Source organism: Leptospira weilii (assembly GCF_006874765.1).
In the GTDB taxonomy this organism is placed as follows: Bacteria; Spirochaetota; Leptospiria; order Leptospirales; family Leptospiraceae; genus Leptospira; species Leptospira weilii.
This window is the reverse complement of sequence record NZ_CP040840.1, coordinates 574,569-600,000: the sequence shown is the minus strand read 5'-3', so window position 1 is coordinate 600,000 and position 25,432 is coordinate 574,569. Positions and strand designations below refer to the sequence as shown.

Annotated in this window: 15 protein-coding genes (1 of these 15 running past the window's edge); 7 read left to right on the top strand and 8 right to left on the bottom strand. The window is 40.8% G+C overall.

Translation table 11 applies throughout. From position 1 onward, the window contains the following. Positions 1-490, top strand: the 3' end of a protein-coding gene (locus FHG67_RS02905) for an adenylate/guanylate cyclase domain-containing protein (RefSeq protein ID WP_061218997.1). The gene continues 3,704 nt to the left of window position 1, outside the view; 490 of the gene's 4,194 nt are visible here — the last part of the coding sequence; its start codon lies beyond the left edge, outside the window; the stop codon is at positions 488-490. Between the two features lie 526 nt (positions 491-1,016). Here FHG67_RS02905 and sph read toward each other — a convergent pair. Further along, positions 1,017-2,711, bottom strand: a complete 1,695-nt coding sequence (sph, locus tag FHG67_RS02900; protein ID WP_036075773.1) for a sphingomyelin phosphodiesterase — start codon at positions 2,709-2,711, stop codon at positions 1,017-1,019. A 500-nt stretch (positions 2,712-3,211) separates the two neighbouring features. On the opposite strand from sph, the gene FHG67_RS02890 reads away from it, so the two are divergent. Beyond that, positions 3,212-3,766, top strand: coding sequence for a hypothetical protein (locus tag FHG67_RS02890; protein ID WP_004500187.1), 555 nt, complete (start codon positions 3,212-3,214; stop codon positions 3,764-3,766). Positions 3,767-4,282: 516 nt separating this feature from the next. Here the strand turns inward: FHG67_RS02890 and FHG67_RS02885 are convergent. The 3 genes from FHG67_RS02885 to FHG67_RS02875 form a co-directional block, all read right to left on the bottom strand. Beyond that, positions 4,283-4,993: a class I SAM-dependent methyltransferase gene (locus tag FHG67_RS02885; RefSeq protein WP_004496437.1), complete on the bottom strand. Its 711-nt coding sequence runs from the start codon at positions 4,991-4,993 to the stop codon at positions 4,283-4,285. Positions 4,994-5,146: 153 nt separating this feature from the next. Next, a complete protein-coding gene (locus tag FHG67_RS02880) occupies positions 5,147-6,715 on the bottom strand; it encodes a GMC oxidoreductase (protein ID WP_002618405.1) in 1,569 nt (522 codons plus the stop codon). Positions 6,716-6,763: 48 nt separating this feature from the next. Next, positions 6,764-10,177, bottom strand: a complete 3,414-nt coding sequence (locus tag FHG67_RS02875; protein WP_004500201.1) for an alpha/beta fold hydrolase — start codon at positions 10,175-10,177, stop codon at positions 6,764-6,766. 239 nt (positions 10,178-10,416) lie between these two features. On the opposite strand from FHG67_RS02875, the gene rsgA reads away from it, so the two are divergent. Both rsgA and FHG67_RS02865 read left to right on the top strand, forming a co-directional pair. Beyond that, positions 10,417-11,490: a ribosome small subunit-dependent GTPase A gene (gene rsgA, locus FHG67_RS02870; RefSeq protein WP_142499643.1), complete on the top strand. Its 1,074-nt coding sequence runs from the start codon at positions 10,417-10,419 to the stop codon at positions 11,488-11,490. A gap of 734 nt (positions 11,491-12,224) precedes the next feature. Next, positions 12,225-14,690: a hybrid sensor histidine kinase/response regulator gene (locus FHG67_RS02865; RefSeq protein WP_061235003.1), complete on the top strand. Its 2,466-nt coding sequence runs from the start codon at positions 12,225-12,227 to the stop codon at positions 14,688-14,690. 235 nt (positions 14,691-14,925) lie between these two features. Here the strand turns inward: FHG67_RS02865 and FHG67_RS02860 are convergent, their stop codons facing one another. Then, positions 14,926-16,026: a fatty acid desaturase gene (locus tag FHG67_RS02860; protein ID WP_004501810.1), complete on the bottom strand. Its 1,101-nt coding sequence runs from the start codon at positions 16,024-16,026 to the stop codon at positions 14,926-14,928. A gap of 1,019 nt (positions 16,027-17,045) precedes the next feature. Further along, a complete protein-coding gene (locus FHG67_RS02855) occupies positions 17,046-18,749 on the bottom strand; it encodes a B12-binding domain-containing radical SAM protein (RefSeq protein ID WP_004500232.1) in 1,704 nt (567 codons plus the stop codon). 132 nt (positions 18,750-18,881) lie between these two features. On the opposite strand from FHG67_RS02855, the gene FHG67_RS02850 reads away from it, so the two are divergent. From FHG67_RS02850 to FHG67_RS02840, 3 genes are all read left to right on the top strand, one after another. Continuing rightward, on the top strand, positions 18,882-20,144 hold the full coding sequence (locus FHG67_RS02850) for an esterase/lipase family protein (protein ID WP_002619607.1): 1,263 nt from the start codon (positions 18,882-18,884) through the stop codon (positions 20,142-20,144). A gap of 672 nt (positions 20,145-20,816) precedes the next feature. Next, positions 20,817-21,266 (top strand): GNAT family N-acetyltransferase, encoded by a 450-nt coding sequence (locus tag FHG67_RS02845; protein ID WP_036086867.1) that lies wholly within the window; start codon positions 20,817-20,819, stop codon positions 21,264-21,266. Positions 21,267-21,278: 12 nt separating this feature from the next. Further along, positions 21,279-21,482, top strand: a complete 204-nt coding sequence (locus FHG67_RS02840) for a cysteine-rich CWC family protein (protein WP_002619629.1) — start codon at positions 21,279-21,281, stop codon at positions 21,480-21,482. 555 nt (positions 21,483-22,037) lie between these two features. Here FHG67_RS02840 and FHG67_RS02835 read toward each other — a convergent pair. Both FHG67_RS02835 and FHG67_RS02830 read right to left on the bottom strand, forming a co-directional pair. Beyond that, the gene (locus FHG67_RS02835) at positions 22,038-23,798 is read right to left on the bottom strand and encodes an acyl-CoA dehydrogenase family protein (protein WP_004500176.1); all 1,761 of its coding nucleotides are present in this window, start codon (positions 23,796-23,798) and stop codon (positions 22,038-22,040) included. Positions 23,799-23,868: 70 nt separating this feature from the next. Then, the gene (locus FHG67_RS02830) at positions 23,869-25,422 is read right to left on the bottom strand and encodes a TolC family protein (RefSeq protein ID WP_004500200.1); all 1,554 of its coding nucleotides are present in this window, start codon (positions 25,420-25,422) and stop codon (positions 23,869-23,871) included. Positions 25,423-25,432: the final 10 nt, after the last annotated feature.

Sequence of the window (25,432 nt, the reverse complement as noted above, 5' to 3'; positions counted from 1 at the left end):
ATTGTTGAAGCTCGCAATGTTAGAAGGTTGGCCTGAAAAAGCCGCATATTGGTCTAGAAGAAGTTATGCTGGATTCCTAAAATGCGAAGTGAAATTCCCTCAACTTCAAATCGGAAACGTTTATCTCGCGGAAGCCGCTCTTTATGCGAAAAGAGAGTTAGGCGATAAGAGCTTGGATAAAATGATTCATTACGGTTTAAAACACAGTTTAAAACTCGGGAAATCTCTTCCTTATCTTTACGGCCCTGCTTTGATGCTCAAAGGAAAGTTAAAACTCCACGACGGAGATCGGAAAAGTGCGAAAGCCATCTTTAAAAAAGCCGAATCCTTTTTGTCCAACACGTTGAATCAATGGGAATATGCGACCGCGCTGTATGAGGCCGGATTGCTTCTGGAAGATAAGAATCGTATTTCGATCGCAAAGGGAATTCTACAACAACTCGAAGCTAAGGCGGATTTAAAACGTTTGGAAAAAAGCTCAGTCGTTTGAATTTTTGTTTCAAAGTACGTTCAAAGCCTAAAAGTAAATCCGCTTCAATCATTCAACAAGTTTGTAATAACACGCAAGAAATTCCCACAGATTACGCCCTGAGTTAATTTAACGTGAGTTCGGTATAACAAAAGGTGAAATTCGCGAGCTGCGACGACGGCCCGCAGAGTGACCTATCTCGCGACCCTTCGGGAGCGAGATTTGAGTTTAGGAAAGCTCTGCGCTTGAGTTCAGGGGAGTCGTAACATTTAGTTTCTTATTCGCTCAAACTTTCTTACGCCGAACTCACGTTAAATAGGAACTCTCATATTGAACGGTTTTGTGACAAATTCCCAATGTGAAAGACAATTAGAGTTGTTGAAAAATTACTTCTCCATCTGTTTCTGTTTCATTGAAACGGACGATTGGAGCAGCTTTGTTTATCTCCACTATTGAACTTTTCAACAACTCTATTATATAAAAGTGCCGCAGGAACATAAGAATCTTATTTGAAAAGGCGGGGGCCCCTACTGCATCCGCAAATCAGTTACGGTAAAAGAAACCTGTCCCCAAGTTTACGATAAATTAAATCCTTACTCCAATCTCTTTCGGGCGAGGTATTTAGCTTAACGTTAAAGAATGAATTAGGTTGGGCATTTTCATACCAAAGATAGATATAGTCTTTCCAACTTCCTCTGTCCCAAACCACAAGAAAATAATAATATTTCCCATAAGTATCGAAATCTTTGAATACGACCGAACCTCCATCCTCCAAACATCCCTGATTCGTTACTATCATTTCGAGTAGCTTGGAGCCATTATTAAACTTGGGGTAGTAGGCATAGTTACCGGCTCCTCCTTGAAGCCACCAAGTCCAAAAATAATTTAAATACTGAGAAGACTCGATTCTGACGCGTCCGCTTAACATACAAAAGGTATCCGAATCCGGATCGTATTCTTGCAATAAATTGAACTTTGTAAATTCCGTTCCCTTTTCCTCCGCAGACCCATCCGCTTTCAGCCATCCATCCGGCCTATTATGATCCGCTTGAACCGTTTTTCCGGTATATTTAGCTATTAAGGAAACTTGATCGTATTTTCTTCTGTGCCCCGACTTTGTAGGAGTGGAAGGATCAGCATAAACAAAACCGTAAACTGGAAAATGATCGGAAAATTCGTAACTTACATATCCATCCGCTCTTTTCCAAGTAGTTGGTGAAATAGGATCATACGCTAAATTCTGCCAAACCGGAAGTTGAAAATGATCTTTGGAAAGAAGTATATATTCTCCGTAGTTCGGGGTCCAGTTCCAAGAATAATAACTATTATTATAAGCAGCGATTTTGTTCTTTTTAGGATCCCATGTAAAAGGAATTCCAGCATAACTTGGTTCGCTCGCTTTTAGTATAGTAAGCATTTTCTGATAATGAGATTTATTATCCTTATTTACATTCAAACTTCCCACGATCAACACGATTTCCTTCTTCGATATTTGTTTCGAATTGATAAATTCTCCGATTTCAGTAATCTGATCGGTTCTTGCGCTTACTCCCAAATCAGAACATGCAGAATCCTGCGATTGAGTATCCACTCCTAGGATATGAATTATCCGATCCCCTTTCTTAATTTTTACGTAAGCAAATCCTTTATCATAGAGTGCGTCATTACCGCATCCATGATTTTTGAAGATATATTGTATTTTTTCTTGAATAGGCCATTTGCTTAAAACAACAACTCCTCCGTTGTTAACGTTTTGTCTAAAATCTCCGAGAGTTTGGTTCCAACCATCTCGAGTTTTTCCGATTACGTCGGTTTGATCAGAATATTCCAAACGAAGATTGTTTAGGAGTACATTTCGCGCATTTGTATCGAACGCTCCCCCGAGCACAATGACATCCTGATTTTTCACAAATTTTGATTTTGCAAGAAGTTCCGCCCTTTCTTCCTCTTCCCAATATCCGAAATATAGGTCGTCTTTCGAATATAAGAAAAGATTGTAGCTGAGGACATTCAGATCTTCGTCAGAATCGGATACTCTCATTGAACTGGTATTTGTAAATTCTATACTTTGACCCTTCGGAGTGAAGAAGAAAGGCATTAGAAAACTATTATAAGTTGGTCGCTCATCAGGCATGCAGTTTAGAAAAAATAAGCATAGGAAACAACTTATAAAAAACTTTCCGTTTTTAGACTCATTCCGCTTCCTATGTATGTTTTGAAAAAATTTTCGCTTTAATTTCATTAAACATTCCTAATCTATAAATTGCTTTCTATATTACTATACGCGAATTGAAAAAGACAATATTTTATAAAAGATATTTTAAAAAGAATAAATCCCAAACACCGCTCAAGTAATACATCTTAAAGATGTTTTTCTTTTCTCTATTTTCTAAAAAGCAAAACATTAAATTATTTAAATATTCGGCTTGTCTATCGGAAACGTTATAAAGTCCAGCATTTGGGGTTAAGATTTGTTCCCAATTTATCCAAAACCTTAGAAAATTAGGAATCACTACAAGGATCCTTATAAAATAGAATACCGCTCATTTAAGCACAAATCCCGCGTTTCGAGGCAGAATTTTGGACACTCTATTCTGTAGAGATGAGTAGTCCGATCAATTGTCGTGAAGGATTTTTTCTAACAAATTCATATTGGATAATAAAAGAATATTTACTGCTACAGATAGAGACTTCAATATCAGAGCCGATCCCAATCTCCGAAATGAAAGCGAAACAACTCTTATGACACCGGATTATATGATCGTATTCGAAACGGTTCCTTGCAAGCCAATCGTAACTTCTAAAAAACTGATCCAAGCCTTTCCAGATGTTGACGTATATTACCACTTGCGTTTATACAAAAAAATGAATGAATTAATAGAGTATGAATTCGAAATCGAGTCCGAAACGGAAACTTTTTCGATTTCTGACAGAGAAGAATTCCTTTCAAGGATCGAAGCCGGAAATGGGGGAAGATGGCGTTATTATTCGAAAGAATTCCAAAATGAGGACGTTTACTTTAACGTATTTAACGATCCCGAAGGTTGTTCTACCGTAGTTTTGGATATCATAGGTAATACTTCGAACGGAATTCTTTCGAAATTTATCGAAGGAAAATATCAACATCTGAATCTTTCTATTTGCGAAATGTTTGTTAAAACAGCCAAATCAATCTCGGTTTTTCTTAGGAAAAACGAACGAAGATTTTCCGCGGAAAGCGCTTACGATCCAACAATTCCACGATTTCGATTTTTCTCAAGCTCATTTGATTGGATGGAATACATCAATCGATTCTAGGAAAATCGTAGATAGTGATAAGTTACGGATTGAAAATTTTATTTCAATTTCTGCAGACTCCTATTCCATCTTATACGAATATTAAAATAACGTGTTGCTCTCTAACATAACCTTACTCACAAATACTTGAACCCGAAGATAAATCCGTCGGAATTCCGACAGTGAAACTTACCCCACAACGCGACCCATAGGAAGCGTTGTGCCTGAGTTTCCCCTGATGTTTGGGTGGTGGGGTGATGAGCGACCCTTAGGGAGCAAATCATTGAGCCTGGAGGCGGAAAAGCTCGGGAGGTTTTTCTCTATCAGAAAATCATATTTTTTGCAAGTAAAAAGTCTCATTCTTGTCGGAACACTTGAAAAATGAGCGTTTTTGATCTTTCTGATTCTAAAAACCTTTTCAATTTGTGGGGTTGGTTATGGACATCTACGGATCGCAACAATAATTGCTTTCGCATTTGTTATACCGAACTCACGTTAAAATATTAAATCTACAGAATTAATCTCATCTTATAATTCTCACTTCGCCTTTTTCCCTATAAAAAAAGCAATCGCACCAATCACATATAGTTCATATTCTTTGAAATTCTCTTTGAGAGCCGCTTCCAAATCGGGAAGCGTGTCTTCGGTATTATGAAACACTCCTCTTCGGTTTAATTTTTTCATTCCGATTTTGGATAGAAAATGAGTCTGACCTAAATCGTGTAAGCCGGTAGATCCGAAAATGACTCCGTTCGGTTTGCGAATTTTCAAAAGATTCTCGAATGCGGTTGAGGCTTTTTTTCGGATGGGCCCGGGAACGCAATGAAATAAGAAATTCAATCCGATCGAGTCGAATTTTTCCTTTATATGGACCGGTTCCAATATGTTGGCCCTATAAGCGTTGAACTGTCCCGCTATTTTGGAAAGCCTTCTTCTGGATTCTATCAGAGTATTCGGATTCAGATCCATTACCGAAATGATCGGCTTTTCAACCGGAAACTTCGCCTTTTGCAGAAGATAACCCGTTCCCACTCCTATATCCAAATGATTACCGCTTAGATTTCGACTGTATAAATCGATCATATTCTGCGGAACACAACGCCAGAACCATCTACTAATGATATGTAAGACGAAAAGGTCGTAAAACCTCAGAAAACTCGGAGTATAAACCTGTTGTCCTTTTATAACTTCCTGGCTGTACTGATTTTCAGACATACCAAGATCGATATACAGTTGATTTTGTTGCATTTTTAATCCTTTTTGTATTCCGGAATTTGCCGTATAAGGAATGATTTATTTTTTCCTCAAATCTTTCAAGTATATTCCCGAATCACATTATTTTATTATTGTATTCAAAAAATATGGAATATTATCGCCGAACGCAAGACTTTCCGCACAGAATCATAGTCCGGCACAGATCGAAGCGGCCGTATGTTCGGCCACCGCAGAAATCGTCATTACCGGGTGAAATCCGATCGAAGATGGAATTGCCGATCCATCGGCGACGAATAAATTTTTATAACCGAACACCTCTCCGGTTTCAGACACGACCCCCTTATCCGGATTAGAGGCGAGAATACAACCCCCGAGAGAATGCACTGAAATAATCCGATTAAACAACAAAAAGGTTGCCAGCGGTCCGAATTGTCCGCCGTATGCATCTCCAACTTGTTGCATGGAAGTGGTCATATTTTGGATGAGGGTCTTATTTTCTTTCGAATACTTCCACTTCACATCTATATTCTTACCTCGACGAACGATTTTTCCGTTTGCGTTATCCCTTCCTATCGCAAATAAGTTGGTCATATAAGTAGGGTCGCCCGCACCCGGAAGCCCCGGCGGCAACGGTTTTGAAAGCAGCCCCCTTTTAAATACGAAAGGCAGAATCCATTCCAAACTTTTCCAAAAAAGAGGACCGATCATTCTTAACAACCAATTCGGTTTAGAAATTCCTAATGAAGCGAGTACCGTCATTACGGGTTGGTTGAATGTGGGCGCCGCCATCGTAAACTGAAATCCCTTCGGAAAATAATTGATTACCGTTGTAACGTCCGGCCCATCCCAAGGTTTGAGTTCGGTTTTACTCGATTCGATCCCTCCCAGAAAATCCCCGTTCCCGGAATATCCTTTTCCAAGCTGTTTACTAAGATTCGGTAAGGTTTTGTATTTGTCTCTACTGTTGAAAAGAATTCGATTGGTTCCCAGCGTTCCCGCGGAAAGAACGACTCTTTTGGCATATACAGATCGTTTTTCTCCGGTTTCCGTATTTTCGTAGTAAACCACATAGCCGTTTTTCGGATCGGGAGCGATATGAGAAACCAAAGAATTAATTTGAAATACGGCCCCGTTTTTTTGAGCGTCCGCAATATAATTAAAATCTAATGTATTTTTAGCCCCGTGATTACACCCGAATTCGCACTCCGCACAACGTACACATGTGGATTGCCCCGGTCTAGAAGGTTTTAGCCAGCTGGCGGCCTCATCCGGATCGAAATAAGTGTGCTGATTCAATTCCGCGGCGGCTCGAAATTTATTCCTTTTCGGAAGATCCCACTCCGGTGGAACCGGCTTTACGTCGAACTTGGCCGCGACTTTATCGTAATAAGGATCCAGATAGTTTCGATTGAACGGAGCAGGCCAGCGAGGATCTTCAAATACCTTATGGTCGGGACGGATATGAATGTTGGCATAGATGAGCGACCCTCCTCCCAAACCGGAAGCCGTCACGGTTCCGAGTCCGCTGAAAAAATTGAGTTCATAAAGTCCCAAGGATTTTCTTTTTTTAGGATAACGCCAGAGGAGATTATCAGTTTGGCGCACGTCCCGCGGAAAATCTCCCGGAGAATACTTTTTTCCCCTTTCTAAAACGAGAACCTTTTGACCTTTTTCGGAAAGTCTTAAGGCGCTGATGGAACCTCCGAAACCGGAGCCGATTACAATCGCGTCGTAGTATATATTGTCTTTTGACATACTTTCTTCCGTGAAATTATATTAGTTATTTATAAAATTAAAAACTCTTCAATACAGATTTAAGGACCGAAGAATCAAAGGATACACGTCCCTGTGAGCGTCTTTACCAAATATACAATCGATATGTCCGTAATCAGGAATCACATGACGCTTATATTGATTTGGATCGAACCGATCGATCAGTTTTTTGTAAGTCAGCTCCGTACTTTCCGGAAGATAACAACGATTCTCCGCTCCGTGAATGAACGTGATTGGGAGATTAAGTCGATCCCAATTCGGAACATACGCGTCTTTTCCCTCCGAGTTCACAACCTTGTGCGCACGGATCATCTTGGACAAATGCTCAAACGCTTTTATGTTGGAAACTCCGAACATTTCTCCCAAACCGTATCGATAGGTTTCTTCATTCAAATTTTCTAATCTATAAAGGCTTCCGTAAAGAAAAGAGATTCTTCTACTGACCGGATTTACATCGTGAGAGAAAAGAGACTGAGGTTGTAGCGCCAAAACGCTATTGAAAAACTTATCCAACCATCCGTCCTTATCGCTCGTATACGCCGTCATGTCTTCGATTCCGAGCGCATCCAAAATCTCCGCGGTATGAAGCCCCACTTTGATGTCCATAGAAGTAGGAACTTCCACATCCGCTGAAATTTGAGAAAGAACCACGGAACGAACTCCTTCCAGACCCGCAAGCAACGCCATCGTAAACGTGGTTGCGCCGAAACAATGAGCGACTACTTGGATTTTATCTACTTTGGTAAGCTCTCGAACCTTATTCACCGCGGCAGGATAATCTTTCGTTGCGATCACGTCTCCGCTGTTAGGCAGAGGAGCCGAAGGAAGGGCGATTGAGGTTCTATAATCGAAAAGCCAAACGTCGTATCGATTTTCGAAAAGATATTCCAAAAGATTAGTATCGACGGTATCGATGCTGAAAATCAAACTGGAAACCCCAAGCCCAGGCGATAAAAGAACCGGTCCTTTGTTACCGCCTTTATATCTTAAAAGTCTTAAGTCTGCTCCGTCTGAGGCTTTGAAAAAATGAACTTCGGGAGAAGAGACTCGAAGGGGTCTTTTCGTTCTTGGTCTTGCGTCTTTATCCCAAGGAACAATAGAACTCGCGACTCCTCCGTAAACGTCGTATAACGCACCCGCAAAAAAAGAACCGAACTTCGCCAATCCTTTGACTTCGTCGAGGATCGATTTAGAATTGACGACCTTCATCGTAGTCATCTGTTTTGCAAAATCTTCCGGAAGTATATGCAGAATTCCTTTTCCAAATACGGGAGAATTTTCGGTTTCACCGTCGTAAATAGTCGTGTAAAGAGTACTCGTATCCCTCCAAATGTTCGTAAGTCCGTCGTCTTGAATCCATTTGACTCCCACGAAAAGATATTTTTTACCTTCTTCCGTATTGAGAATCATACGATAGACCATGTTTCTGGTCTCGACTCGGTCCTCTCTGGAAATAAACAGTAAAAATTCCCCTCCTGTGACTGTGATTACGTCTTTGGAAATAAAAGGCGCTTTTACGGTTCCGAATAACGTAGCCTTGTGATCAGGATTGCCAACCATCTCTTCCAAGTTCTCGCTTCGGATCGTAAGCAGAAATTCGATGGAAGAACCTTCGTCCTTCCCGATCTGATAACCTCGTTCCATGTTCTCTTTAGATTGGGTGGAAAAAAAGCCCTTCATACATTCCGTGAATTCGATTCCTAAAACCTTTTCGTCCGAAACGCCTTTGTTTTTAGGATAAGAAGGAAGGTTGTAATTGATCTTAAGTTCTTTTTGAGCCGTTAGTTTCTCGCACGCTCTTTCCGAAATCGCGCAAATCGTAAGCAGAGGATTAACTCCCAAAGATCTAGGAATCACGGAACCATCCATGATATACAATCCGTCATGGGTTTCGGTCCCGCTTTTGCCGGAATACACCTGGCAGTTTTCATTCACTACGGAAAAAGAAGCGTCCTCTCCCATCGGACATCCTCCCAGAGGATGCACCGAAATCAAGTCCTGATCGGTCAGACGGTTCCATACCGGATTCTTAATATATGTTCCCTGAAGGGGTACCGTGGCTTCCTTTAAAATGGTGCTGATCTTTTCGAAGATCGGTTTCTTTCCCACGTTCGGCCAGGAAATTCTCAAACGATCGTTTTGTAGAAACATCTTTCCGTCGTTTCCGTCGTGAGCCATAACGAGATAAGTCTGAGTATTTCGAACCGCACCTCGATACGGCCCTAAGATAAAGCTTAAGAAAATTCTAATTTTTTCAATTACCCATTGAAAGAATCCCCTTTTGGTTTTGATTCCGGTGAGTTTAGAACCGAGCGCGAAAATGGCGGATAATTGACTGGAGATCGCACCCGGGACGGAACCTTCTTCGATAATCATTCCCTCGTTTAAAGGAGCGCCTTTACGGGTATCAATTACTCCCGTGATACAAGGGCCGACATTCGCGTTTCCATTCGTTTTTTTCGTTCCAAAACCGATTCCGTTGATTTTGGTATTTCCATTATAAGAAAAACCTAACATATCTCCGTTCCCGCTAAATCGAACTCCGACCGCATCGGAAACAGTCAGTCCTTTTTCTTTGGAACGAAGCAGAATCTCCGTAGAACCCAAAGAACCCGCGGCGAGAACCACAATATCGGCCCGGACGAACAATTCGTCCTTGCTGAATTTTTCCCGGTCAACTCCAAGCGGAGTAAAATGAACCAGCCAAGAATTTTCTTTTTTTTCGATATACGTTACTTTTACTTCCGTAAAAATTTGCGCTCCGAAGTTAACCGCATCCGGAAGATAATTCATCAGAGTCGTGTTTTTGGAAGAAACGTTACAGCCTGTAACACAGTCTCCACAGTTTGTACAAGCTTCTTGATTAACTCCGACGTGATTAATTTTGGATTCGAACGTTACGTTAATCGGGGTCGGATAGAATTCTTTTTTTAAAAAAGAGGCAGAAGTTTTAAGAGCCTGGTATTTTGAAAGATTTCTATATTTGTTCGGAAGGATATTCGGTCTTAACATTTCTTCCGCACGTGAATAATAGGGATCCATTCCGTGCTGACTTGCTTCTTTACGGATAATTTGCGGCCAAACCGGATCTTGAAACACTTCGGGAACCGCTCTTAAACTTACGTTCGCGTTGATAAGAGAGGTGCCTCCCAAACCGCAACCGACTAAAACGTTGATATCCTTGTTAAAATGAAAGTCAAACAATCCGCTTTTAGAGCCGATATGTTTGTCTTCATAGTTGGCTTGAACTTCCTCAAAAGCTGAGATTTCCTTGTTTGGAAATTCTCCAGGTCTAATTTCCCTGCCTCTTTCCAAAAGACAAACTTCGATTCCGGCTCTGGAAAGTCGAGATGCCGCGATTCCACCGCCGTAACCGGATCCGATCACGACCGCTTTGTATTGACTTTTTATTTTTTCGATGGGTTGGGAAATTTTCTGAATCAATGTTTTTGCCTGGGTTAAATTGGCAGAACATTTTCAAAAAAGCAAAATATTGCAAGAAAAATAACGATACAAGACGAACTCCTTCCGAATATTTTGTCCGTTCTTTAGTTGACTTTACGATTTAAGTTAGTCAGGTTTGAATCAAAGTACGCATATGATTGTTTGATTCTATTCTGAAAATCGAAACGCTCCGAAGCCCGAAACGGAATATATCTTGATTGAAAATCAGAAGGAATCGTATGTCACAATTAAATTCAATTCTCGCCTCTTACGGATGGAAGCCGGAAACGTTTCTTACGGAATCCATTGAAAATTTAAAGCCTGGGCGGGTCATATCTGTCTACGGAGAACATTCAAAAATTCTAACGGAATTCGGAGAACAAAAAGGAATCCCCTCCGGAACTTTGATGTCTTCGGGAGAATTTACCGTGACAGGGGATTGGGTTCTCGTTCGAGAAATCGACGGAGAAGATCTTTGTATCGTGGAAAAAATCCTTCCTCGAAAAACGTTTTTAAGAAGAAAAAATCCGGGAAAACGGAAAAGTTTCCAGGCAATCGCTTCGAACATCGACCTTTTGCTCGTGATCATGGGTTTGGACAACGACTATAGCCCGAGAAGGATAGAACGTTATTTATTCTTGGCCAAGATCAGCGGCGCAGCAGCGGCAATCGTATTGAACAAAAAAGATCTTTGCGAGCAATCCGAACAAAGATTTTCAGAAATCAAAACGATCGCCGGAGAAATTCCGGTCGAAATGATTTCCGCTTTGGATTCGACGCATATCTCGAAAATCCTCCGCTTTATAAAACCAGAAAATACGATCGCGTTTTTAGGATCCTCGGGCGCAGGCAAGTCCACAATCATCAATTCTCTATTAGGCGCTCAAGTTCAAAAAACGAAGGAAGTCAAATCTTCGGACGGAACCGGAAAACATACCACAACTCACAGAGAACTATTTCTTCTACCTTCAGGCGGAATTCTCATGGATAATCCCGGAATTAGGGAGGTTGGTCTTTTTTCCGAAAGCGGCGAGGAGGAGCTGGAAGAAATCTTTCCCGAAATCGCAATCGCCGCGCAAGAATGCCGCTTTAAAGACTGCTCGCATAACGGAGAACCGGATTGTGGAGTCGCGGCCGCCTTGAAAGTCGGTAAAATCGACGAAGCACGATACTCTTCTTACTTAAAACTAATCAAAGAATTACAAGCTTATAAAGTTTCAATCGATTCCGAAGAAGCAAGAAAAAAGAAACAGAAAGATAAACAACTTTCCAAAGCGCTACGAAAACGACTCAAAGACAAAGGAAGAATCTAAAACTTATCCCAAACCTGTTTCGCGCCAATAGATTTTAGGGATCAGTAGATAGGAGTCAGGGTTCAGTGTAGCGTGTAGGGTCCTAAAACCTATCCACTACTCATCTCTACATAATAGAGTGTCTAAAATTCTGCGTCTAAACGCGGGATTTATGCTCAAATGAACGATTTTACAGAGATGAGTATATCCTGACCCTAAACCCTGATATCTAATACCTATCCACTAGAACTACTGTGCTTCGTTATTACTACTCGGACGCGTGAAAATGATATTCGAAAATAAGCGGTCGGTTTTGCAAAAGTACAGCGGTTCTCAAAAATTAAGTCAAATCGGGAAATCCCGAATTTTTAAAGGAAGATTCCAATATTCTAATTTTCGAAATAAGTTTGTCATAGTATTCTATTCGTGCATTCGAGTAGTAACGATTTAACAATTATAATTGCGATTTCTCTTCAGGATTTGGAACAAGTTCCTAAACGAAAAAGGCCTCTATTTTTCCACTAAGAGAAATAGCGTTTTTGAACAATCTTTAAAAGAAGAGAATTTTCTTTATTAGATTTTTCTTGTTTTCCAAAGGGTTTTTCCGTAAATCCAACCAAAGAACCTTTCTTGGTCTATAATAGACTCCGAAGAGAACAGAAATCAGTCCCTGGATACTCCCAGATCGAAAAAAACCTTTTCATTCTTGAAGTAAATGTTATAAACTAATCAAAATATACGAGTTATTCGTTTTTATGATTCGATCTTTTTTAACAATCTATTTTTCGCTTAGTTTCGCAGTTCCTGTGTTCGGCGAATCTTTGTCTTTGGCTCCGGGAAAGATTTCCCAACTCCAGAATAACTCTTCCTTTCTTTCTTTCATCCATTACTTCACCGATTCCAAGGGTGAAAATTTTCGGGAAAAAATTTTTGCAAAAGATGCTTCTCTTTCATTTCGAAACATTCCGGCAGAAATGTTCTCGCTAGGTTTTACCGAAGATACTGCTTGGTTTTACATTCCCTTAAAGAACGATACTTCAAGTGACTACTATGGAAAGTTTGAAATCTATAACCCTTATCTCGAAAGAGTGGATATTCATTATCGATACGGATATAAGGATCAGATTTACGAAGTTCTTGCAGGGGCAAATCGCGTTTACGAGGAAAATTTTCCAGTTCTCGATTTTTATCTTCGCCCCGGAGAAGAAATTCAGATCGTTTGCGCAATTAAAAGCGGCACCCCTCTTCGTATTCCTTTTGTGTTGGAATCGGAAAAAAAATACAATTTTACGGAACAGTTTCGTTCTATCGCGGTCGGTTTAACCCTCGGCTTTGGAATTGCGATGGGTTTATACAACCTATCGCTGTATTTTTCCTTCAGAGCGAGGTCATATCTATATTATTTTATTATGATTTTATTTTCCACAGTCTATCTGACGTCTTGGGACGGTTTGGCTTTGCCCCTGTTTAAACCGGCGCACGGACAATATTATCTTTCTCTCGCTTTGGTTTTTATTTATGTCTCCACCTTGTTCTTGTTTTTATTTTCTCTGGAATTTTTATACCCGGAAAAAAAGGATAAAGAGGCCAAAATTGTAACGGCCATCTACGTTCTCTCCAATCTTCTTTTGATTCCGCTTTCGATTTTTTATCCGATCCAACTGAATCAGTTCTCATATTATCTGGGGCTGATTATCAATTTAATCATTGTATATTTTTGTATCGTGAGAATCAGGGAAGGCTTTCAGCCCGCAAAAAAATTTCTGCTGATCCATATGGTATTTCCCATCGCCGGAATTCTTGCGAATTTAAGTACCACGGGCGCGATCTCGATCAATTATTTTTCTCTTCATCTCTTAAAGTTGGCCTTCGTTTCCCAGTCAGTTCTTTTTTCTATCATGCTCGTTCAAAGAATAAAGGAATTGGAATTTAAGCTCAAAGAGGGCCTACAATCCGAGATTCATAAAAACATAATTCTTCTCAAAAAAGAAATCCAACAAAGAAGAGAAACCGAATGGGAACTGATTCAAGCAAAGGAAATCGCAGAAAAAGCCTCCAAAGTAAAAAGTAGTTTTCTTGCAAATATGAGTCACGAGATCCGAACTCCCATGAACGGAGTGTTGGGAATGGTTCAGCTTTTAGGAACCACAAAACTCAACGACGAACAGAAGGAATACATCCAAATTCTTTCCGTCTCCGCCAAATCATTGTTACAGATTATCAACGATATTCTCGACTTTTCAAAAATCGAAGCCGGAAAAATTTCCTTGGATAAGGAAGTATTTTCGATTCGTTCCGTTTTGGACGAGATACACGATCTTTTATATCCTCTTGCAAAACAAAAACGAATAGGTCTTCGCCTGGAAGGTAAATTCGAAATTCAAGAATACGTTTACGGAGACCAACTCAGGCTTCGGCAAATTTTATGGAATCTTACCGGCAACGGAATTAAATTCACCAATCGCGGAGAAGTGGTTCTGAGCGTGTCTCAAAAAAATATTTCGATAGATAAAATTTCGATAGAGTTCAGGGTTTCAGATTCCGGTATCGGAATTCCTTTAGAAAAACAAAAACAAGTATTCGACGCATTTTCGCAAAGCGACACATCCACTGCGAGAAAATTCGGAGGCTCCGGTTTGGGTCTCAGTATCACGAAACAACTTGTGGAGCTCCAAGGCGGAACTTTGAACCTGGAAAGTAAGGAAGGTTACGGCTCTAAGTTTACGTTCGCAATTACTTATGGCATACCTTCCGAATCGGAAATCGAAAAGATTTTCGAAGCAGAAAAAACGAAGGACTTGGAAAGCGCTTATTCGAATGCGACTTCTAAAAGTATGAGAATTCTCGTAGCAGAGGACAACGAAACCAATTGTCTCTTAATCGAAAGAGCTCTTAAAAAATTAGGCTACGATCCGGTCGTCGTTCACAACGGCAGAGAAGTGATCGAAAAAATGCAGTTGAATGTTTTCGATATGATTCTTATGGATATTCACATGCCCGAGGTAGACGGAATGGAAGCTACGAAATGGATTCGTTCACAAAAACAAAACGCGGAATTTCCGATTATCATCGCGCTAACCGCGGACGTGATCGAAAGTAACAAGGAAATGTACATTTCTAAAGGTATGAACGATTACCTGGCCAAACCTTTAGATTTGCCTCTTCTCAAAAAGACCTTGGATTTCTGGTTTGAGCATGTAAAAATCTCTCACCGGAAATGATAAAAATCTTTCTACAAACCGTAATCGTTTGTTCCTTACGTTCATATCCCGTTCCACTCATTGTAAAGTTCTAAATTCAAGTTTACAGAACTCAGGTCGCTTGATGAACAAAACCCGCTACAGGTCAACGTCTCCTAGGCAAGGTCAATCGGACTCCTATCCACTGCCCCTAAAACGTTCCCACATTCTAAGATTTTGGGACAAACACTGATTTTGCAACGGTGAATCACATCGATTATTTTGAATTGGAAACCGGAAAGTTTGTCATTTTGGAAAAATAGATCCCGCTTTCTTCCGAAAGACGTTCAGAATTTGCTTTCCACATGCTTTGAAAATCGTTGAACCGAATTCCGTAGCGTTTCATCGCGGAAAGGACGTAAAATGCGACCCATTGTCTAAGATAAAACGGTTGATTTACAACGAAGTGATGAATTCCGTGAGTCGCTCCGAAATTGAAGCAAAAAAGATGGAACGGAAAAACCAACCAAGAATTTAAAACTTGGGTTTGGTGATAAACGTTCGGAATATTTCCGTAGTAGTGCATATTCGAAGAAACAACCTGAATCGAAGTTTGACGAATCCAATTCGGGATCAAATAAACGACAGCAACCGAGTTCAAAATCGATCGATTCGTTTCCAAAAACGAAGGTTCCAAAATCGGATTTCCGAATAATAGATTCAAAATATGGAATGCGTTTACGGATAAAAAGGAATACCAAAGCAGAAAGAAAATTTCCCGATATGGCCCCACGGTTCCCGGAACCTTGATTTTTCTAAGCCGGAGATACGCGTCTTTCGCGACTTTTCTTCCCTGTAAAATCAATGCTAAGTTTCCGTCGATCATGATTAAAACTCTTTTTAAACCGAAAGGCAATCCGTTGCCGATCATTCTTTCCTCCACATCCTCTTTGTTTCCGGACAGTTTATGATGCAGAAGGTGGATTTCTCTTCGAAACCAAGGGTTGACCGTGTTGGCTCTAAAAAGCCAAACCACCCAAAACATTAAATTCTGAACTCTTACTCTTCCCTTGTAGTAAAGATTATGGATGAGATCGTGTTCTATCTCATGCAAAAAGGACGCAAGAATCGCGTTGAGAACAATACAAAGCCAAAAGGGAATTAGATTTGTTATATAAAGTATTGCGAAAAGAATCATACCGGATGCAGAACCGATCGTGATGCTTAAACCGATTTGATCCTGATATTTCGACAAGTATGGAAATCGATTCCGAATTCGATTGTCCCAAAATCGAATCCACTGAATGATCTTTCCGGTCTTTTCCTTTTCCGAAAAAACTTCGTAAGGTTTGTTTCGGGTTTTCCATTGCGAATTCATAAGTTACCTTACGTTATCCTAGAATTTTGTGCTTATCCAACCTGCTCTCAACGTTAACCATTTCCGTTTATAAACAGGGTTTCTTCCTACGTAAAATTCTATCCTAGTTTTCAAGAATCAGAAACTTTTTCCGGCTCTTTTTTCCATATCATACCGGCGAAATCCGGTTCACTGACTCGATTACTCAGAGCTATATAATATAACGTGAGTTCGACGTAAGAAATCCATGATTCATTTTTCTGCAAAAAATTGGAATTTGAACTTTGTAAATCTATTCTTAAAATGTGGGACTACAGAAAATCGCGACTTTACGAACAAATTCAAAAAGTAGGAACTCCGATTTTTAGAACATTCTTTTTCATTTTCAACCGCCGAACTCACGTTAATACAGTGTCCAAAATTTTGGCTTTAAAATAGAAATTTGTCTCAAAATTCAAGGTATTCAATTATGAGCCCGTCTCAAAATTGCAGCGATCCGCGGCATAACCAACCCCACAAATTAAAAAGGCTTTTGGGATAATAAGGATCAAAAACTGATATTTTTCAAGTGTTCCGACAAGAATAAGGCTTTTTACTTGCAAAAAGTATGACTTTCTGATAGAGAAAAATTTCCCGAACCTTTCCGTCTCCACCCAAAAATAAGGGGAAACTCAGGCACAACGCTTCCTAAACTCAGTAAACACCTTCCTATGGGTCGGTGTTTAGGGCGCGTTGTGGGAACTAAGTTTCACAGAGGATTTGTCGTAATTCCGACAAATTGATCTTGGGATCCCATTACTTGTGGGGTTGGTTATGCCGCGGATCCTGATAAAGATCGAATGGTTTTGGGACACGTTCTATGTAAGGATCGGTAATATTCGAACCGAAAAGGCTCCATGTTTTTTTAAACCGAATTTAGTCCCTTTGAAATCCGGATCTCGAACGGCTTTCTGAATTCCCGATAAACAAAACGAACTATCTCCGAAATCGGAAAGGAAAGAAAAGAAAAACAAAATCGGTAACAAATTGAATCTCTCCGTTTAATACGAATTCGAACTCGGTTCGGAATTTGTATTACACAAAGGCAAAAACCGATTTAAATCCTGCAGATCGATTTTTCCGCCGGAAAGGGTGCAAATCCCGTCTAACCCGGAAAAAACTTTTTCAAAAACTTCGTAACGAAATTTTTCCAAAAGTATCCAATCTTGGCTTGTGGAAGCGTATAACTTTTTCTCGTCGAGTAACTTTTCAAAAAGCCTCACTCCGACCAAGGATCTTATTCCGCATTTTTCTAATATTCTCAAAGCCTCATTTAGAGAAACGGTATTTCCTTTGGAAACAGAAACGCTTTTCAGAAAATTCAGAATGCGGGTAACAATAAAAAGGGAATAGATATCCTCTCTTTCAAAATGTTCGGAAGAAATCGCCATCGAAGTTAATCTGGAAAGAAAAACGTCGGATTCGTTTCTTTCCGGAAAATCCGAAGCAATCGGGGAATTCGGAGTAAGATAAAAAAGCGAAGCGCCCATCAAAACGGGTTGGGCCGCGTTAAACCGAAGCGTTTGAATCATAGACTCCAAAGTTTCCATCGGAAGCCCAAGAATTTGATACGAAGTGATTTGAAATCCAAGTTCGAAACTTTCCCGAACGATTTGGAGATACTTTTCGATCGTATGCGGTCTTTTCGTAGTCTCTCTAACGAGTTTATCGGAACTGACCAAAGCAAGGTTCAGATTCGTAAATCCCGCATCCTTCATCAAACAAAGAAGCTCGCTATCCAAACTGATATAAGAGATTCCGTTCATTGCGACGAACCGAACGTCTTTTTTAGGAAAGGCTCGGATCAATTCTTCACAGAGTTTCTTCATTTCGGGACGGAAGAAAGTTAAATTGTCGTCTTCGAAATCGAATACGCGATAACCAAGTTCATAAGATTCTTTGATTTCGCTTAACACATTTTCAACCGTATTTCTTCTATACTTGGTTCCAAAGGTCGTGTGGACCGAACAAAAACTGCAACGATGCGGACAACTTCTGGAAGTGATGACAAAACGTATCGGCTTTCCTTCGAAAAGATAATGTTCTTTCAATAGGGAAGATACGTCTGGAGGCGGGAGTTCTTGAATCGGAAAATTATCCCCGATCGGATTTAAACGAAGAGTTCCATTTTCTTTCCATCCGAGAGAATCAACGATCGCATAACGTTTATGTGCTTGAAATTCCCTCAAAAAATCGCAGATCGGTTTCTCGCCTTCTCCTCGAATGATAAAATCCACGTTCGGATTCGAGAGCATTAATTCCGGACAAGCGGATACATGAGAACCTCCCATTAAAACGGGAACGTCTAACACTTTCTTCACGGTTTCCGCCGTTTTCAAAGCCTCTCTGTAATAAGGAGAAAATAAAGAGGAAATGCCTACAAGATCGGGCGTCAGAGATTTTACTTCGTTTGCTATGTCTTCGTAAGGTGCTCCGAAATGAAAGTATTCAAAAAATGTGGAGAATGGACTTTTATCCGGAACCAGATAGTATTCCTTTAAGTATCTGAGCTCACTCGGAATCGGAACCGTTCTTCTTCCCGCAAGCTTGTCTCCCAGGCCTCTATGAAAATCGCGGATGATAACTTCTATGTTTGGCAAAAATTTTTGCACAGCTCCTTTAAGATAACAAAGCCCAATCGGTTGCAATCGGATATCGGTATCGTAAAAATCTTGCACCGGCGGTTGAATGAGTAAAAGCCGCATGTCACCATAGAAACAAAAAGAATCACAAGATCAAGTATCTTCGCCTCATCGGAAACGAACCAATCGAATTTTATCCGTTGACCCCAAAGGATTTTTGAGTTATACTTCGCAGGCAATAAAAGGAGTTTCGGCATGCCTTATAAACCCACACAACCGAGTATGGACTTGAGTAAATCGTTAGTTCAGTTCGCAAAAGATACTTCGGTAGGGACTTTAGAAAGCGTTCGTTCGATCCTTATCCAATCCTTCGATTGGTCATCCGAGCAGTTGTCTCAGCTTTCCGGAATTCCTTTGGTTCAGAATACGAGTCTTGCGGAATTCTTTTCCAAATCCGGAGAATCTCTCAAAAGCGCGAGTGAAAAAACGGAACAAGGATTGACTCGGGCTTTAAGTTCTACGGCAAAGGCAATGCGGACAACGTTAGACGCTCTTGAAAAAACGGACGTAGTTATTAAACGAATTTTTTTTGAAAACATCCCCGTTTCCAGTATAATAGGAGAATCCTTCGCGGGACTCGTGACGACTTCACATATTCAGGCGTCTTTCCGGCTCGAGGGAAAAGACGCGGAAATTCAAGAAATCTTAATGGATTGGCAAAAGTCCAAACTCCCGCGTTTGATCCTTTGTATTCCGGGACTTTTTTGCGACGAAGGGCTTTGGAACGCAAAAGGAGAAGTTCCTCTTTCCGATACGATGAAAGAATGCGGTTATTATCCGATCTATCTGCGTTTCAATCCAGGTATTCATCTTTCCACAAACGCAAAGCTGATGTTGAATCTTGTGGAGACTCTTTTGAATTCCCCCGAATTAAAAGGAAACACGTTAGACGTTATATCTTATAGTCAGGGCGGTTTGATTTTCAGAAGCGCCTTGTACCAGGCTAAACAAAAAAATTGGCCATTTTCAGATAGAATTCGTCACGCACTCGTGATCAACTCTCCCGACGGAGGGTCGTATATCGAAAAAATTGGTTTTTGGCTCGGGCTCGGAGCGGAGTCGTTACCGATCCTTCCGGTTAATATCTTAGGTTTTATCGGAAATCAAAGAAGCGATGCAATCAAAGATCTTTCTCACGGAATTATCCGAGAAGAGGATTGGGTTCAAAATAATCAAATCAAGAGGTACATAAACGATTTGTATTTCAAAGAGTTGGACGAAGTAAACGCAACTCAAATATACAGTCTGGTAACAAAAGAGGAATCCAAATGGTCCTCATGGATCGGCGACGGAATCGTTGAAAAGCCGAGCCTTACTTTGTTAAGCGACAAGGTATATCGAAAAAAATCCGATCCTGAATCCCGGGTTAATTGCCTGCTCGAAACTTCTCATTATCAGGTGATAACACATCCGGAAACTCATAAAATTCTCCGCAGAGTTTTGACCGATCGATTTTAAATCGAAAAAGGCAATGAGGAATCGAGTAGAAATTCATCTCTTTCGAAAAGAAACTCCTGGAAAATAAAAAATATTCGTAAATGAACACGAAATTTCACCAATAAATTTTAAACTTGTATTCCGTAGGAGTTCACACAAGTATTTGGATCTGAGATAAAATTCGTCGGGAAGTACGACAATCTTCCGTGAAACTTATAGGAAGTGTTGTGCCTGAGTTTCTTCAACGCGACCTAAACACCGACCCATAGGAGGATGTTTACTGAGTTTAGGAAAGCTCTGCGCCTGAGTTTCCCTGATTTGGGTGGCGGAAAACTCGGAAGACTTTTCAATATCGGAAAATCATACTTCTTGCAAGTAAAAAGTATCATTCTTGTCGGAACACTTGAAAAATATCAGTTTTGATCCTTTATTTAACGTGAGTTCGGCGTAAGAAATCCATGATTCATCTTTTTTGTAAGTTGGAATTTGAACTCTGTAAATCTATTCTTAAAATGTGAGAACTACAACAAATCGCGATTTTACGAGCAAATTTTAAAAGTAGGGACTTTTACTTTTAGAAAATTCTTCTCATTTTCAACCGCCGAACTCACGTACGTTACTGATTACAGTATCCTTCTCAATTTGTGGATAAAAGTATGGTAAGAATTTTTAAAAATGGCTCTATTCGAAAAAATGCAAATCAGAGAAGCTTCCATTCAAGACCTGCAGGAAACCGCAAAATTGTTCGACGAATATCGTCTTTTTTATAAACAGAAATCGGATTTGGCAGGCGCAAGAAAATTTATCGAAGAAAAAATTCGTAAACAAGAATCCAGGATTTATCTTTTAATGGAAGGAGAAACTTACTGCGGCTTTACTCAGTTATACCCTATTTTTACTTCCATATCCATGAAACGAGCTTGGATCCTGAACGATCTTTTTGTTCGTCCCGAGCACCGTAACAAAGGAGGGGGTAAGGCCTTAATCGAACAAGGAGCTTCTCTTGCAAGGGATACAGAGGCGAAGTATCTCACATTATCAACCGCCTTTGATAATTTTACTGCTCAAAAATTGTATGAGTCGATCGGTTTTGTAAAAGATGAAGATTTTTTTCATTATACTTTAATCATACAATCCATTTAAATTTCTGAATATATGTCTGAAACAAAAAAGTTAAAATCTGGGATCGTTCAAAAGCCCTGTCGGCGTTGCGGAAAAATCTTCGATTGCGGGGCAGCAATCAATTCCTGCGAATGTTTTTCGACGAACTTACCTCCCGAAATCGCAAAGCAACTCCAAACAAATTACGACGATTGCCTTTGTGTTTCCTGCTTAAAGGATCTAAGCGGGTCAATTTAATATGTTTTAGACGACTTACTACTCGAACGCACAAATAGAATACTATGACAAACTTATTTCGAAAATTAGAATATTGGAATCTTCCTTTAAAAGTCGGGATTTCCGATTTGACTTAATTTTTGAGAACCGCTGTACTTTTGCAAAACCGACCGCTTATTTTCGAGTATCATTTTCACGCGTCCGAGTAGTAATCTTAACAAGATCTCGTTTTACTCATCTCTACGTAATAGAGTGTCCAAAATTCTGCGCTTAAACGTAAACGCGGGATTTGTGCCCAAATGAACGGTATTCTATTTTATAGGGATCGGTAATTTGTCGCTACGAACTAACTTGCAGAAAAAACTCGAAATAAGAGTTTAAAGTTAAATCGTCCGATACGACAATTGATTGGAAATATTTCTCATAAAAACATTCGAAAAGTAGAATATATTTTTAAAAAAATATAAAAAGACTTAATTTGTGGGAACTCCCGCACTCCGAGCGGTTAAGGTTAGAATGTCATCTTGATCTCTGGGAACATGGGAGTTCCCATATCCCAAGCTTCTGGGCAGAGCTCTAAGCGAGAACGGCTTGTTTGGAAGCCCTTTCCAACTTGATCAGATTGGCACTTGCCGTCGCGACGCTATCCAAATGATAGGCTTGTGTGATCGCTTTTCGTTTTTGAAGTTCCTTTCCGCTCAACGCCTTGAGTGACCTTTCTAAAAGCATTCCGCAAAGAAAACGAGCGGTGGTTTCCACCACCTCAAATGCCAAAGAATCTTTCACATTTCCGTCATGAATCGATTTATAAAGTCCCACACTCGTATCCAGATCGCTCCAAACTTTTTTGAGATCTTCCGACGGGGAGAATTTAGAAAGTTCTTCCTCCGCGTATTGTCTAAGTTGTCCGGTTGGAGACATACCCGATACGACACCGCCGATTGCAGCCACGATTTGCAATTGGGTTGTTCCTTCGTAAATCGTAGTGATTCTACTATCTCTATAGATCCGAGCTACGTCGTAGTCTTCGGTGTAACCGCTCCCTCCGTGAATCTGCAACGCATCCGATGAAATTGCCACGCACCCTTCGGACGCATAATACTTACTGAGCGGCGTAAACAGATCCGCAAGCTTTTCCCAACGACGAATCGTTTCATCCTGACTCACATCTTTTTCGGATTTGCCTTCGATTTTGATAAGGTGCTCTTTCGGCCAGTGATAGAGATCAATCGCCTTTCCGGTTTCAGCAATAAGAACTCTGGTAGCTAGAATCTCCCTTTCCATTCGATCCAAAATTTTTCTGACCGCGGGAATTTGTTCGATCGGTTTGCCGAATTGAATTCTTTCCGAAGCGTATTTTTTTCCTTCGTAATAAGCGGCAGTCGCAATCCCTAAAGATTGAGTCGCGATTGTAAGTCTCGCCGCATTCATCATTCCCATAGAATACTTCACAAGACCGTATCCGGTTTTTCCGATCAGTTCTCCCGGAGAATTATCGAAAACAACTTCGCAAGTCGGAGAACAATGAAGCCCCATCTTATGTTCCACTCCGGCTATATGAACATCTTTTCCTTTTACGAGAAAGAAAGACAATCCTCTCGCGCCACTTCCGGGCGATCCAGTTCTCGCCAAGGTAAGAATTACGGAAGGAGCATCGATATAACCGCAGGCGTGTGTGATAAAACGTTTCGCTCCGTTGACTCTCCAGACGCCATTTGTATCTTGAGTCGCTCTTGTTTGAACGTTCGGGAGATCGGATCCGTAGTTTGGTTCGGTAAGCGCCATCGCCGCACTGTATTTTCCGGCGGAAATTTCAGGGAGCCATTTCTCGCACATTTCGGAAGAAGCGTATCTTTCCATAATTTCCACAATATTTATATTTCCGTATGCAAGACAAAACGCCGCGTCGGCCCTCGCCGCAATTTCCATCATAAAAGACTGAACAGTTGCAGGTAATCCCAATCCGCCGAATTTCCTGCTGATCGAAATCGGCATAAGTCCCGCGTCCCGGAGAGTATTATAACATTCTTCCTGAGCCGTCGGAAACGTTACCTTTCCATTTGCATACTTGAGTCCGATTTGATCCATTTCCTTACTGCGGGGAGCCACAAATTCTCCCATAATTTCACCCAAGGATTCCAATACGGATTTATAGTATTCCTTAGCCTCCTCCACGCTTGAAGGAGCATACGCCAATCTTTCATTGCCGGTCTTTTTATATTCTTCCGCGTCTTCGAATTTGTGTTCGTAAGCGTGAATAATCTTTTCCCAATCGATCAACTCGTCGAAAACGAGTCTAAGATCCTCGTTATCCTGAAAATAATTACTGATAATCATGGGATTTCGCACCTCAACTATGCCCAATAGTTAAAACTATCTCGGAGATATGTCAAGCACACAAAGAAAACTAATCCCTAGTCTTATCTTCTTCTTTCAATTTTTTTAATTTTGGCAATTCTCCGATCGCAACGGAATACCAAATCGTATTCAAAGAATGTTGATAAAACGCCCTTCTATACGCGATTTCGGAATCCAGAAAAGAAATTTCCGATATCAGAAGCTCAAGGCGGGAAACTGTTTTGAAACTAAAACCCCTTCTCTGACTACTCAGATTGGATTCTACGGAATTAAGAGCTTTTGAATATAAGGATAATAATCGAGCGGAATTCCGGGAACTTTCGTAGGCTTTTCGAATCTCGTCCGTTGCGATCCGTTTTGCTTGGGATAATTGTAATTCCGCCTGTCTAACGGCCGATTCCGCTTGTTTTATTCCCGCCGTGATCGTTCCGGCGGATAACAAAGGAACGTTGATCGACAACTGCATTGTGATATCCTTATTCGGAGTCGTGTTATGCTCCGGAATCGTATAATAATTGTTTAACGTAACCGAAGGCAAATGCCCGCCCCAGGCCTTTTTCAAATTGAGCTCCGCCATCTTAAGATTTTCTTTTGCCGCAATCACGTCGTATCGTTTCGCGATCCTTTCTTCGGGTGATAGGTTTTGAGGAATGGAAATCGCTCCCTTAGGAATCGACAATCGAAGTCCCCCTTCCCCTATTCCCACAAGACTTTCCAACGCCATTTCGGCCTGTTTCAATTGGTATTTAAAATCCTCGAGACTTGCTTCGGATCTGGAAAAATCCGCTTCGGCCCCGCTCAAGTCGGCCCTGGTGATTTTTCCCAAAGAAAAAAGCCTTCGTCTTTCCAGAATCATTTTACGAACGAGATCCTTTTTTTTCTCCTCCAACGAAAGAACCTCTTTTAATTGTAGAACATTATAATATGCTTGTGCAATTTCCAGATAGAGACGCCCGGACTCGAACTTAGCCTCGTTCATTCTCACATTGGCGAGAGCGCCCGCGGCCTTATAAGTCGTGTACTGGCTTACTCCGTTTAAGATGGGAATACTCAAAAGTAATCTCGTTCCGGGGCCGACGGTCGGAGGCAGGCTACTCGTAGAAGATCCTCCCGTAAGAGGATTCGGTTCCGTATAAAACGGGTTAAATTGAGAATTCGGTCCGGGGATCCTATAAAATTTATTATATACCAAGGACAAGGACGGAAAGAAGGAAGCAAACGCCGCCGCCTTTTGAGAATCCGCTTGCTGAATCGCCTCTTCCTTAAGCGCGATTCTTTCCGTTCTTTCCACCGCGTATGAGTAAAGTTCGTCTATGCTCAACTCTTGCTCGGGGGAAATGTTCCGAATCTTTTCGGTCGTAACTCCGGTGACTTCCTCCAGACCGGATTCGACAACTCCATCGCCCGTTCGAATCTTCGAATCATCGATACAACCGAAGCCAAACGCCAAGGCCGCAAGAGAAAGGTAAAATAAATTCGTTTTTTTGAAAGTGTTTTTAAAGCCGAATCCCGACCATAAGCTTCCATGCGATAGAGCCGATCTTTTGACTTGCAGCAAAGGCGGATTTATAAATTCTATTTTTATAATATTTTTTCGATTCATTATTTGTTCT

What these genes read in the sequence shown, in the direction of transcription:
- sph (WP_036075773.1), bottom strand. Translation starts at nt 2,711, where the DNA reads ATGAAATTAAAGCGAAAATTTTTTCAAAACATACATAGGAAGCGGAAT.
- FHG67_RS02890 (WP_004500187.1), top strand. Translation starts at nt 3,212, where the DNA reads ATGACACCGGATTATATGATCGTATTCGAAACGGTTCCTTGCAAGCCA.
- FHG67_RS02885 (WP_004496437.1), bottom strand. Translation starts at nt 4,993, where the DNA reads ATGCAACAAAATCAACTGTATATCGATCTTGGTATGTCTGAAAATCAG.
- FHG67_RS02880 (WP_002618405.1), bottom strand. Translation starts at nt 6,715, where the DNA reads ATGTCAAAAGACAATATATACTACGACGCGATTGTAATCGGCTCCGGT.
- rsgA (WP_142499643.1), top strand. Translation starts at nt 10,417, where the DNA reads ATGTCACAATTAAATTCAATTCTCGCCTCTTACGGATGGAAGCCGGAA.
- FHG67_RS02865 (WP_061235003.1), top strand. Translation starts at nt 12,225, where the DNA reads ATGATTCGATCTTTTTTAACAATCTATTTTTCGCTTAGTTTCGCAGTT.
- FHG67_RS02860 (WP_004501810.1), bottom strand. Translation starts at nt 16,026, where the DNA reads ATGAATTCGCAATGGAAAACCCGAAACAAACCTTACGAAGTTTTTTCG.
- FHG67_RS02855 (WP_004500232.1), bottom strand. Translation starts at nt 18,749, where the DNA reads ATGCGGCTTTTACTCATTCAACCGCCGGTGCAAGATTTTTACGATACC.
- FHG67_RS02850 (WP_002619607.1), top strand. Translation starts at nt 18,882, where the DNA reads ATGCCTTATAAACCCACACAACCGAGTATGGACTTGAGTAAATCGTTA.
- FHG67_RS02845 (WP_036086867.1), top strand. Translation starts at nt 20,817, where the DNA reads ATGCAAATCAGAGAAGCTTCCATTCAAGACCTGCAGGAAACCGCAAAA.
- FHG67_RS02840 (WP_002619629.1), top strand. Translation starts at nt 21,279, where the DNA reads ATGTCTGAAACAAAAAAGTTAAAATCTGGGATCGTTCAAAAGCCCTGT.
- FHG67_RS02835 (WP_004500176.1), bottom strand. Translation starts at nt 23,798, where the DNA reads ATGATTATCAGTAATTATTTTCAGGATAACGAGGATCTTAGACTCGTT.
- FHG67_RS02830 (WP_004500200.1), bottom strand. Translation starts at nt 25,422, where the DNA reads ATGAATCGAAAAAATATTATAAAAATAGAATTTATAAATCCGCCTTTG.